The organism is Streptomyces curacoi, from assembly GCF_001513975.1.
Lineage (GTDB): Bacteria > Actinomycetota > Actinomycetes > Streptomycetales > Streptomycetaceae > Streptomyces > Streptomyces curacoi.
On the sequence record NZ_KQ947984.1, the window covers coordinates 1,176,441 to 1,187,670 of the forward strand.

12 protein-coding genes are annotated in these 11,230 nt (G+C 74.5%); 5 read left to right on the forward strand and 7 right to left on the reverse strand.

What is annotated here, in order from left to right; translation table 11 throughout:
* The first annotated feature begins 61 nt into the window (after positions 1-61).
* Positions 62-538, forward strand: coding sequence for a DUF1203 domain-containing protein (locus AQI70_RS05150; RefSeq protein WP_062145100.1), 477 nt, complete (start codon positions 62-64; stop codon positions 536-538).
* Between the two features lie 92 nt (positions 539-630).
* On the opposite strand, the gene AQI70_RS05155 is transcribed toward AQI70_RS05150, so the two are convergent.
* The 3 genes from AQI70_RS05155 to AQI70_RS05165 are packed head-to-tail and all read right to left on the reverse strand — an operon-like array spanning position 631 to position 3,551.
* On the reverse strand, positions 631-1,572 hold the full coding sequence (locus tag AQI70_RS05155) for a LysR family transcriptional regulator (RefSeq protein WP_062144671.1): 942 nt from the start codon (positions 1,570-1,572) through the stop codon (positions 631-633).
* A 14-nt stretch (positions 1,573-1,586) separates the two neighbouring features.
* Positions 1,587-2,501, reverse strand: a complete 915-nt coding sequence (locus tag AQI70_RS05160) for a DMT family transporter (RefSeq protein ID WP_062144674.1) — start codon at positions 2,499-2,501, stop codon at positions 1,587-1,589.
* A gap of 57 nt (positions 2,502-2,558) precedes the next feature.
* A complete protein-coding gene (locus AQI70_RS05165; protein WP_244181447.1) occupies positions 2,559-3,551 on the reverse strand; it encodes an EamA family transporter in 993 nt (330 codons plus the stop codon).
* A gap of 106 nt (positions 3,552-3,657) precedes the next feature.
* On the opposite strand from AQI70_RS05165, the gene AQI70_RS05170 reads away from it, so the two are divergent.
* The gene (locus AQI70_RS05170; RefSeq protein WP_062144677.1) at positions 3,658-4,173 is read left to right on the forward strand and encodes a MarR family winged helix-turn-helix transcriptional regulator; all 516 of its coding nucleotides are present in this window, start codon (positions 3,658-3,660) and stop codon (positions 4,171-4,173) included.
* A gap of 61 nt (positions 4,174-4,234) precedes the next feature.
* On the opposite strand, the gene AQI70_RS05175 is transcribed toward AQI70_RS05170, so the two are convergent.
* Positions 4,235-5,764, reverse strand: a complete 1,530-nt coding sequence (locus AQI70_RS05175; RefSeq protein ID WP_062144680.1) for an FAD-dependent monooxygenase — start codon at positions 5,762-5,764, stop codon at positions 4,235-4,237.
* 128 nt (positions 5,765-5,892) lie between these two features.
* Here AQI70_RS05175 and AQI70_RS05180 point away from each other — a divergent pair, with 128 nt between their 5' ends.
* Positions 5,893-6,474: a TetR/AcrR family transcriptional regulator gene (locus AQI70_RS05180; RefSeq protein WP_062144684.1), complete on the forward strand. Its 582-nt coding sequence runs from the start codon at positions 5,893-5,895 to the stop codon at positions 6,472-6,474.
* Between the two features lie 127 nt (positions 6,475-6,601).
* Here the strand turns inward: AQI70_RS05180 and AQI70_RS05185 are convergent, their stop codons facing one another.
* The 3 genes from AQI70_RS05185 to AQI70_RS05195 form a co-directional block, all read right to left on the reverse strand.
* Complete coding sequence (locus tag AQI70_RS05185) at positions 6,602-6,859, reverse strand: hypothetical protein (RefSeq protein ID WP_004001241.1); 258 nt, start codon at positions 6,857-6,859, stop codon at positions 6,602-6,604.
* Positions 6,860-6,949: 90 nt separating this feature from the next.
* Complete coding sequence (malQ, locus tag AQI70_RS05190; protein ID WP_208607283.1) at positions 6,950-9,082, reverse strand: 4-alpha-glucanotransferase; 2,133 nt, start codon at positions 9,080-9,082, stop codon at positions 6,950-6,952.
* The gene (locus tag AQI70_RS05195) at positions 9,083-9,292 is read right to left on the reverse strand and encodes a hypothetical protein (RefSeq protein ID WP_244181473.1); all 210 of its coding nucleotides are present in this window, start codon (positions 9,290-9,292) and stop codon (positions 9,083-9,085) included.
* A gap of 285 nt (positions 9,293-9,577) precedes the next feature.
* Between AQI70_RS05195 and AQI70_RS05200 the strand changes: the two genes are divergently transcribed.
* Both AQI70_RS05200 and AQI70_RS05205 read left to right on the forward strand, forming a co-directional pair.
* Positions 9,578-10,183, forward strand: a complete 606-nt coding sequence (locus AQI70_RS05200; RefSeq protein WP_062144688.1) for an RNA polymerase sigma factor — start codon at positions 9,578-9,580, stop codon at positions 10,181-10,183.
* Positions 10,180-11,187, forward strand: coding sequence for a zf-HC2 domain-containing protein (locus AQI70_RS05205; protein WP_062144693.1), 1,008 nt, complete (start codon positions 10,180-10,182; stop codon positions 11,185-11,187). The genes AQI70_RS05200 and AQI70_RS05205 overlap by 4 nt, the downstream gene beginning before the upstream one ends.
* Positions 11,188-11,230 lie beyond the last annotated feature (43 nt).

The following is an 11,230-nucleotide window of genomic DNA, read 5'->3' on the forward strand; positions in this document are numbered from 1 at the left end:
CGCGGAACGCGATGTCCGTTTACCGCCGGTGAGCGGGGCGGACGCGCGCGAGGCTGGGGACATGACGACCTCTCTCGTACGCCCCATCGATCCGAGGGCCCTGAAGGAGTTGCGCTCTGCTGACGACGCGGGGCGCCGAATGGTTCCCCTGACCGACGAGGAGGGCGGGCAACCGCTGCGCTGCTGCCTGCGCCACAGCGTGCCCGGTGAGCGGATCGCCCTCGTCTCGTATGCTCCCCTGCTCCGCTGGGCGGCCGAGTCCGGCGCCGATCCCGGGCCGTACGACGAGCAGGGGCCCGTCTTCATCCATGCGGAGGAGTGCGCGGGGCCCGGCGGGGACGCCCTGCCGTTCGGGACGTCGCAGCGCACGGTGCGCCGCTATTCGGCCGAGGGACGCATCCTGGGCGGACGGCTCGTCCCGGAGGGCGGGGACCTGGAGGCGGCCTTCCGGGAGGCGTTCGACGACCCGGCCGTGGCCTTCGTCCATGTCCGTGCCGTCGAGTACGGCTGCTTCCTCTACGAGGTGCGCAGGCGCTGAGCGAATACGAGGGGCGCGGAACGGAGCGGGTACGAGGCGCGGGACGGAGCGGGTACGAGGGGCGCGGGGTCCGAGCGGGGACTCCTCGCGGCTCAGGCACCGGACGCGGGTGAGCCGCGGGAGCCGCACTCCTCGGACAGCCCGGCCGCGGTCTCCCGCAGAGCGCTCAGCACCCGCCCCACCGCCGCCCCGGCCTCCGCGCCCTTGCGCACCGCTGCCACCACATGCCGGACCGGCCGTCCCTGCGCGACTTCCCGCATCACCACCCCGCCCCTGCCCACCGCGGCCATCCGCGGCACCAGCGCCACCCCCATCCCCGCCTCCACCATCGCCAGGATCGCCGTCCACCCGGCCGCCGAATGCCCCTGCCGAGGGCTGAACCCGGCCGCCTCGCACGCCCCCCGCGTGATGTCCGACCACGGCCCGCTCCCGCCGAAGATCCAGTCCTCCCCGGCGAGATCGGCCAGCCGCACCTGTCCGGCCGCCGCCAGCCGATGCCCCGGAGGCAACGCGACATCCAGCGGGTCGGCCAGCAACGGCACCCTCGTGAAGCGCGCGTCGCCCACCGTCGGCGCCTGCGCCGCGAGCGACAGCGCGAGGTCCACCTCCCCGCCGGCCAGCAGTTCGTACGCCTCCCCGGCCTCGGCCTCCCGGACCCGTACGACCACTCCGGGATGCGCCTCGCGCAGCACCCGCACGGCCGGTACGACCAGCGCGGGCACCGCCGTGGAGAAGGCCGCCACCCGCACCTCCCCCACCTCGCCGTGCACGTAGGCCGCCAACTCGGCGTCGGCCCGTTCCAGTTGCTCGAAGACGGCCTCGGCGTGCCGCAGCACCAGCCGCGCCGCGTCCGTCAGCCGCACCCGCCGCCCCTGCGCCTCCAGCAAGGGCACCCCGACCTGCCTGGCGAGGTTCGTCAGCTGCTGCGACACGGCCGACGGCGTCATCCGCAGCGCTTCGGCCGTCGCGGTCACGGTCCCGCGCTCCCGCAGCGTCCGCAGGATGTGCAGCTTGCGGATGTCCCACTCGACCATGGCGGCAACCTACGTCACCGCCGCGCCGCCGCGCCCAGGGCGACCCCGCCCAGGATCAGCGCCATGCACCCCGCCTGCGCCCAGCCGGTGGCCTCACCGAGGACGGCCCAGGACAGCAGGGCCACGCACACCGGCTGGAGGTGGTAGACGGCCCCGGCCCGGCTCGGGCCGACCAGCGCGATCGCCCGGTTCCAGGCGAAGAACGCGACGGCGGAGGAGGCGATGCCCACGTACAGGATCGGCAGGACCGTCCCGGCGGTCGGCTCGAAGCCGCCCTGCACCGCGAGGCTCACCCCGTGCGCGGGCAGCAGCAGCACCGTGCCCAGCAGGAAGGTGGTGAACAGGAAGGCAGTGCCGCCGAGTTCCGCCGGCTTGCGCCGCAACAGGCCGCTGTACGACGCGAAACAACAGGCCGCCGCCACCATCCACAGATCCCCGGCCGCGAAACCCGCCCCGCCCGTGCCTCCCCCGATCAGCAGCACGACCCCCACCCCGGCCGTCAGCAGCCCCACCACGCGGCGCGCCCCCAGCCGTACCCCCGCAGCCCGCTCGAACCCGGCCATCAGGACCGGTGAAGCGGCCATGATCATGCCCATGTTGGCGGCGGACGTGGTCGTTCCCGCCTGGTTGACAAGGGTGTTGTAGGCGGTGACTCCGAGCAGTGCGGCGAGGAGCACGAAGCCGAGGTGACGGCGGATCAGCTCCCGCTGCCGCCAGGCCTGCCGGGCCCCGAATGGAGCCACCGCGACCAGCGCCACCACCCACCGCCAGAACGCCTGCTGCACCGGCGGCACGCTGTCGTGCAGCGCGCGGGAGGTGACGAAGCTGCCGGACCAGACGACCGTGGCGAGGGCGGCGAGCGCGACGCCGAGGGCGGCTGCCCCGGGGAGGGGGGTCGGGGTGGCTGTCCTGGGGAGGACGACGGTCACGGAGATCCTTTCGCCGGCGGTGATCGGGCTCGATCTACCGTCGCAGCGCCAGATCCGTCACGTCCATCGAATCTTTTCGAGGCTTCTTTTCAGGAGAACTGAACGATCGCCGGGCCGCGGTCCGCGCACCCGCACCCACACTTGCACCCGCACCCGCACCCGCGCCCACTCCCGCGCCCGCGCCCCGCGCCCCGCGCCCGCACCGATCTGACCCAGGACCGTCGCCCCGAAGGCGAGAGCCATGCCCGCCAGCTGAAGCGGGGTCAGCGCCTGCCCCAGCGCCGCCCAGCCGACCACCGCGGCGGTCAACGGGGACAGCGGGCCGAGGAAGGTGACCTGAGTGGCGGCGAGGCGGCCGATGCCGCGGAACCAGAGCCAGTACGCGACCGCCGTGTTCGCGAGGGCCAGATAGAGGTAGCCGACGGTCGCCCGGCCGTCGAGCGCGGGCGGGGCGCCCTCGACCAGGAGGGCGAGCGGGGCGATGAGCAGGCCGCCCGCGGTGAGCTGCCAGCCGGTGAGGGCGAGCGGGCCGACACCCTCGGGGCGGCCCCAGCGCTTGGTCAGTACGGTGCCGGCGGACATGGCCGCCGTGGAGGCCAGGGCCGCCAGCACGCCGACGAGATCGAGGGCGCCGGCCGCCTTCAGCACGACCAGGCTGACGCCGAACGCCGCCACGATCCCGGTGAGGACGGTGCGGGCCGTCGGCCGCTGCCCCAGCAGCAGCGCCGAGAGGCCCACGACGAACAGCGGGCCGACCGAGCCGACCACGGCCGCCATACCGCCGGGCAGCCGGTAGGCGGAGAGGAACAGGAGCGGGAAGAAGGCGCCGATGTTCAGCGCGCCGAGGACCAACGCCTTCCCCCACCAGACACCGCGTGGCAGCACGCGGGCGGCGGCGAGCAGCAGCAGACCGGCGGGGAGGGCGCGCATCAGGCCGGTGAACAGGGGGCGGTCGGGCGGCAGGAACTCGGTCGTGACGGCGTAGGTGGTGCCCCAGGAGATCGGGGCGAGCGCGGTGAGGAGCGTCAGGGTGGCGCGGTCGGCGGCCATGGGAGGCACCCTTCGAGTAGATCAGTGAAAAGTAGCTTAGCAGTAAGCTACTTTCCGGCAAGCCACTTTCTTGCGGCCGACCCTCCCGACGCCCGATACTCGGCGCATGAACGCACGCTCGCCCCAGCGCAAGGACGCCGTCGACGCGATCATCGACCAGTGGGCGGCCGTGCGGCCCGACCTCGACACCGCCGCGATGGAGGTCTTCGGCCGGATCCACCGGCTGTCGCGCGCGATGAGCGACCGGGCGGAGAAGGCGTACGCGCCCTACGGCGTCTCACGCGGCGAGTTCGACGTCCTCGCCACCCTGCGCCGCGCCGGAGAGCCCTACGCGCTCTCGCCCCGCCAGCTCTCGGCGACGCTGATGCTCACCACCGGAGGCATGACCGGGCGCCTCGACAAACTGGAACGGGCCGGCCTGCTGCGCCGCTCCCCCGATCCGCACGACCGCCGCGGCCTTCAGGTCACCCTCACCGAGAAGGGACTGAACCTCATCGACGAGGCGGTCGGCGCCGGCCTCGCCCTCCAGACGGAGGCCCTGTCCGTCCTGAACGACGAACAGGCCGGCCAACTGGCCGACCTGCTGCGGGAGTTGCTCTCGGGAGTGCCCGAATCCCGGTAGGCGCCGGACCCGATGAGGGCCGGATCCCGGTAAAGGGCCGCGCGTCGGCACAGGCCTTCACTCACCCCACGTGCGCGGCGACCGCCCGCTCGATCCCCGCCGCGTCCGCGGCGTCCGCCGCCCAGGCCACGTATCCGTCGGGCCGCACCAGCACGGTCGTACGGCGGTCGCTCGCCCAGCGTTCCACGGCGAGCCTGTCCTTGCGGGCCGCCTGGCTCTCGTACGACGCCGCCTGACTCTCGTACGACCGAGAACCCCGCGGAGCGATCAGCACGAACCGCCCGCCGCGCAGAGCCTCATGCAGCCGGCCGCTCTCCAGCGCCACATCGGGGACACGGGTGCCGACCAGGCGGTGGGAGCCGCGCGGGGCCGCGTACCGGTAGCCGATGCCCGAGATCTGGCCGAGGACCTTCACCTGGGCGGGCCGGGCCGCGTTGACGAATGCCGCGACGACGGCGCGTACGGCGCGCAGCCCCGGGCTCTGGGCCCGCGCCAGCCGCACCAGCCCGCCGCTGCTGCGCAGCACGGCCTTGCCGACCGGGTGGCGCTCGGCCTGATAGGTGTCCAGAAGGCCGTCGGGCGCCCAGCCCTTGACGGCCGCGGCGAGCTTCCAGCCGAGGTTGGCCGCGTCCTGCAGGCCGGTGTTCATGCCCTGGCCGCCGGCCGGTGAGTGGACGTGCGCGGCGTCCCCGGCCAGGAAGACCCGCCCGACCCGGTACTCGGGCGCCTGCCGCTCGTCGCTGTGGAAGCGGGAGAGCCAGCGCGCGTCGTGCATGCCGCAGTCGCTGCCCAGGGCGCGGCGGGTGACCTCCCTGACCTCGTCGAGGTCGAGCGGGGTGTCGTCGGGGACCTCGTGGCGGCGGTTCCAGCCCATGACCCGGTACCAGCCGTCGCCGAAGGACACGATCCCCGCGAAGGCGTCGCCCGCGCCGTCGATGGTGAGCACACGGTCGGGCCGCTCGGTGAGCCGGACGTCCGCCAGGAACATGGACCTGATGACGGAGGCGCCGGGGAAGGGCAGGCCGACCGCCTGGCGTACGGCGCTGCGGTGGCCGTCCGCGCCGACGGCATAGGCCGCGCGATGCGTGCCGACCGTCCCGTCCGGGCCGCGCACGTCGAGGTCGACCCCGCTGTCGTCCTGCCGCAGCCCCACGACCTCGCGCTCGAAGAGGAACTCGACGCCGAGCTCGCGCGCCCGCCGCTCCAGCAGCCGCTCGACCTCGTACTGCGGAGTGACGAGCAGGAACGGGAAGCGGGACGGCAGCCTTCGCAGGTCGAGGGAGAGACGGCGGAAGAGACGCAGCTCGGTGATGGTGCTGCCGGTGGCGAGCAGGTCGTCGGCCAGGCCGCGGGCGTCCAGCTGTTCCAGGGTGCGGGCGTGGACGCCGAAGGCGCGGGAGAGGTTGCTGGTCTTGTGGCGGCGCTTCTCGACGAGGGTGACGGGGACGCCGGCGGCGGCGAGGTCACCGGCCAGGAGGAGACCGGTGGGGCCGGCGCCCACGACGATCACGGGGTCGGGGCCGCTGCCGTCGGTGCCGTCGCCGTTGCTCCTGTGGCTGTTGCTTTTGCTGTTGGTGCCGGTGCCGTTCATGGGGCCTCCTGGATGCCAACGCTCGTTGGCCAACATCCGTTGGTCAACGCTTGTTGGCAACCGTACGAGCCCCGCGACCGGAGTGTCAACACTTGTTGGCCCACGCACGTTGGCCTACGGTTGTTGACATGATGCAGAGCAAGCCCGCCGCCCCCGCCCGCCGCTCCGAGGCCACCCGCACGGCGATCCTCGACGCGGCCCGCGAGCGCTTCGCGGCCGACGGTTACGAGCGCGCCACCATCCGCGCCATCGCCAAGGACGCGAACATCGATCCGTCCATGGTGATGCGCTACTACGGCAACAAGGAGGGTCTGTTCGCGGCGGCCGTCGCCATCGACCTGAGGCTGCCGGACCCGGCGTCACTGCCCCGGGACGAGGTCGGCCGGGGCCTTGTGACGCACTTCCTGGGCCTGTGGGAGAAGAACGAGGTGCTCACGGCCCTGCTCCGGGTCGGCGCGACCAACGAGGCCGGGGCCGAGCGCATGCAGGGCATCTTCGCGGACCAGTTGCTGCCGATCTGCCGTCGGGTGTGCCCCGACCCCGAGCAGGCCCCCGCGCGGGCCGCGCTGGTGTCGTCGCAGGTGCTCGGGCTGGCGCTCACCCGCTATGTCCTGCGCTTTCCGCCGGCCGTGGCGCTGGCCCCCGAGGAGGTCGTGGCATGGCTGGGGCCCACGGTGCAGCGGTATCTGACCGCACCGCACCCGGCGTGACGTGACCTGCCGGGACGGCCGGAGAACACACCAGAACACACCGAGGGCGCCGGCCTCGTCGCATACGCGTACGCACGACGGGGCCGGCGCCCTCGGGCAAAGCTGGGACCGGGCGGAAACGCCCTGGTCAGGCCTTCGCCTTGGCCTTCACCTTCGGCTGGCGGTCCGTGGAGCGGTCCAGGACCATCACGAGGCCCGCGATGACCAGGAACAGCACGGTCGGGGCCACGACGAAGAGACCCAGCGTCTCGATGACGCTCAGGCCCGGACCGGGGTCGTCGCCGTCGTCACGCGTGAGCGCGAGCGCAGGGGACGACATGAGCAGCATCATCAGCGTCGTACCGGCGGCCAGGGCGCCGGCGCGCAGGGCGTTCTTCTTGTCCACGGGGCCAAAAGTACCGAACGCCGGAAGGCGCCGCGCGCCCGGGGTGCCGTATGGGACGCGACCGCCCGGCCGCCACGCCGGACCCGGCCGTCACCCCCGCCGGGCCACCCCGTCCCGCAGCACCTCCACCAACGCCCGCACCCTCGGCGAAGCCGCCAGCTCCTCCAGCGTCACCGGCCTCCCCGCCGCGTCCGCGATCGGCAGCCGCCAGTTCGGGTACTGGTCCCACGTCCCCGGCAGGTTCTGCGGCCGGCGGTCCCCCACGCCGTCCGGGAGCCAGACACCGACCATGCGGGCCGGAGTGCGCAGCAGGAAGCGGTGGACGGCCTGGATCTCGGCCTCCTCCTGCGAGGCGCAGTACCCGCCGTCCGTGCCCCGCAGCAGCCCCAGCCGGGAGAGCACCTCCAGCCACTCGCCCGTGTCCGCCGCCGCCTCCGCGCGCTCCTGTTCCAGGGGGCGGGTCGACAGGCCCAGACCGTCGCGGAGTTCGACGTGCTCGCCGGTGAGGCGGGCCGCGGTGGGCGGCAGGTCGTGGGTGGTGGCGGTGGCGAGGCAGTCGGCGCGCCAGGACTCCGGCGGCAGGGGCCGGCCGTCGCCGTCCCAGTCCCGCTCGAACCACAGCACCGACGTGCCGAGCACGCCACGCGAGCGCAGCCTCTCGCGGACCCCCGGTTCCACCGTGCCGAGGTCCTCCCCGATCACCACCGCCCCGGCCCGGGACGCCTCCAGCACCAGGATCGCGAGCATGGCCTCGGCGTCGTACCGGACGTACGTGCCCGCCGTCGGCGCCTGCCCCTGCGGCACCCACCACAGCCGGAACAGCCCCATGACGTGGTCGATGCGCAGGGCACCGGCGTAACGGAACAGCGCCCGCAGCAGTCGGCGGTACGGCTCGTATCCCGACGCGGCCAGCCGGTCCGGTCGCCAGGGCGGCAGCCCCCAGTCCTGGCCGCGGGCGTTGAAGGCGTCCGGCGGCGCGCCCACCGACATCCCGGCCGCGAGGTACTCCTGCTGCGCCCACGCGTCCGCGCCGCCGGGATGGACCCCGACCGCCAGGTCGTGCACGATCCCGACCGGCATCCCCGCCTCCCGCGCCACCCGCTGGGCGGCGGTCAGCTGGGCGTCGGTGAGCCAGGCGAGACGGCAGTGGAAGTCGACCCGGTCCATCAACTCACGCCGGGCGCGGGCGGTTTCCGGCGACCGCGGATCCCGCAGCCGCTCCGGCCACCGCTGCCAGTCCGAGCCGTACACCTCGGCCAGCGCGCACCACGTGGCGTGGTCCTCCAGCGCCTCCCCCTCCCCGGCGAGGAAGTCGACGTACGCGGCCCGCCGCCCGGGCCCCAGCGGCACCTCGCGCACCAGCTCCAGCGCCTCCCGCTTCGCCGCCCACACGGCGTCCCGGTCGATCAACGCCCCCTTCTCCAGTACGGCTTCCCGCAGCCGTCCGGCCCGCTCCAGCAGCGCCCGCACCCGCTCACGGTCCTCGATGTACGCGAACTCGGGCACGTCCTCGACCCGCAGGTGCACGGGGTCGGGGAAGCGGCGGGAGGACGGACGGTACGGGGAGGGGTCGGTCGGGTCTCCGGGTACGGCCGCGTGCAGCGGGTTGACCTGTACGAATCCTGCGCCGAGCGCCCGGCCGGCCCAGGCGGAGAGTTCGGCGAGGTCGCCGAGGTCGCCCATGCCCCAGGAGCGGCGGGAGAGGAGGGAGTAGAGCTGGACGAGGAGTCCGTAGGAGCGTGCGGTGGGCGTGGGCAGCCGGGGCGGGGCTACGACCAGATGACCGGCTGCCGTACGGCCGTCGGGTGCGGTGGCGGTCAGCCGGTGCACCCCGGGCGGGAGTTGGTCGGCGGCGGCGCGGGTCTCGCCCTGTTCGGTCTCGATGTGCAGCCGGGTGCCGGGCGGCAGCTCGGCCAGCGCCTCGGACTCGGCGCCGCTCCAGCACACCACCGTCGGCGGCAGCAGTCGTTCGCGCAGCTCACGCTCCCGCGCGGCGAGCGCGGCAACGACGGCGGCGGGCGTGCTCGTGTCGACGTCGAGGGCGGCCAGGGCGAGGGTGAGTGCGGTGGCGGAGGCCGTGACCGTGCGGTCCGCGGACGGCTGGTAGGAGGTGGCGACGCCGTGCAGCTCGGCCAGCCGGGACAGGTCGTCGGAGGGGAGGTCCTGGGGGCCCGGACCATCGGGGCCCTCGGCCGGGGTTTCGGCCGACCGCTGTGCTGTCATCTACGGCCTCGGGAGGTACACGTCCATGTCCATACCGGTGTCCATACCCATATCCATGTCCAGGTCCCAGGTCGCCGCCTCGCTCGTCAGCGGCGCGGCATCGGCGAGCGGCGGCTCGCTGGTGAGCGGCTCGGCGTCGGGGAGTGGCGGTTCGCTGGTGAGGGGGATCTCGGCGCAGGCGCCCTCGGCGCTGAAGACGCAGGCGTGCATCTCGGGCTCGATGGGCGCCTCGGGTTTGGACAGGGCCGATGCTGTGGCCACGGGGGCCTCCTCTTCGAGTGCGGCTCGGGATTACCGCAGCCCTACCCAGCAGGCGCGACGGCAGACGTACGGAACACAACAACGTGCCCCTCGTCACATCCGTACACCCGTTCCGCACATCTGTTCCGCACGTCCGTTCCGTCACCGCACCCATGCGCCCGGGTAAACCTCGGCGGACCGCGAACCGGCGGCGCCGAACTCGTCGATAGACGGGGTGTGAGACTGTTCCGCCCCATGGGGGGCCATCGGGAGAAGGACGAGGGGGACTCGGACGCGGCGCTGTTGCGTGCCGTCGCGGCCGGGGACTCGGCGGCGATGGCCGCGCTGTACGACCGCCACGCGGGGTGGCTGCACGCCCGGCTGAGCCGGCGCTGCGCCGATCCGGAGGTCGTGCGCGAGGTGCTGCAGGACACGTTCGTCACGGTGTGGCGGTCGGCGGACGCGCACCGGGGCGAGCAGGCCGGCGGCTGGCTGTGGACCATCGCGGCGCGGCGCCTGGTCGACGCGCTGCGCGTGCAGGAGCGGGCCGCGCGGCTGGAGACGACCCCGATGGACGAGGCGGGGGCCGGGCACGCCGCCGCGGCTGCCGCGCCGTCCGTGGAGGAGCGGGTGCTGGCGGGGCTGGAGTACGGCGATGTCGGCACCGCCCTCGACCGGATCTCGCCCGAGCTGCGCGAGGTGCTGCGCGCCACGGTCGTCGACGGGCTGACCACCCGGGAGACCGCCCGTCTGCTCGGTATCCCGGAAGGCACCGTCAAGTCCCGGGCGATGCGCGCCCGCGCCGAACTGCGCGCCGCCCTCGCCCAGTTGAACCCGTCCCCGTTGGGAGGCCCGGCATGACCGGCTGGCACGCGTCCGACGACCTCGTCACCCGTTACGCGAGCGGCTCGCTGCCGGAGCCGGACGCCTGGTCAGTGGAGAAACACCTGGAGTCCTGCGGCGGCTGCGCGGCCCGGGTGTCCCTGGCGGTACGGCAGACGGCGGCGGGGGTCGTGCTGGCCGACGTGCGGGAGGCGGTGCTGGGAGCGGGGCTGGGGACAGCGCTGGGTACGGCGCTGGGTACGGCGCTGGAGGCGGGTGCGACCCGGACGGCACCGGGTGCGCGGACGGGGCGAGGGGCGCGGGCGTCAGCGGCGCCCGGGGCACCTGCCCCCTCGACCCCCGTCACGTCCCGGGCCCGTCTGTGGGCGTCCCGCCGGCTCGCCCCTCCCCCCGCCGGATCCCGCGCGGCCCGTGTCCTGTGGGCCGCCGGCCCCGCCGTGCGCGGGGCCTGGCCGGTGGCCGTGCTGGGCGTGGCGCTCGCCGCGGTCCTACTGGCCCGGTTCGCCGACTTCGCGGGGGCGCGGCCCCTGTTGCTGGCCGTCGCGCCGGTGGTGCCCATCGCGGGGGTCGCCCTGTCCTACGGCGCGCACGCCGATCCCCTGCACGAGATCGCGGCGGCCACCCCCTCGGCCGGGCTGCGGCTGGTCCTGACGCGGACGGCGGCCGTGCTGGCGGTGAGCCTGCCGCTGCTGACCCTGGCCGGGTTCCTGGTGCCGTCGTCGGGTGCCCCGGGCGCGGCGGCCTGGCTGCTGCCCGGGCTCGCGCTGACGCTGGCCTCGCTGGCCCTGGCCGGTTACGTCGGCTTCCGTGCCGCCACGGCCGTGACCGGCGGCGGCTGGCTGTGCGCCGTACTGTCCCCGGTCCTCACCGCGGACGGCCGGCTGACCGCACGCCTGGCCGAACAGGTATCCGCCTGCCTCGGCGGCGCCACGGCCCAGGGCGGCTGGGCGGCGGCGGCAGTCCTGTGCGCCGCGCTGCTGGCCGCCCGCCGGTCGGCGTACGACCGCCTGGAGCGGCGTTGACGGCGGACCCGGGCGCCGGGCCCACCCCCGCCGCCGCCCCGAC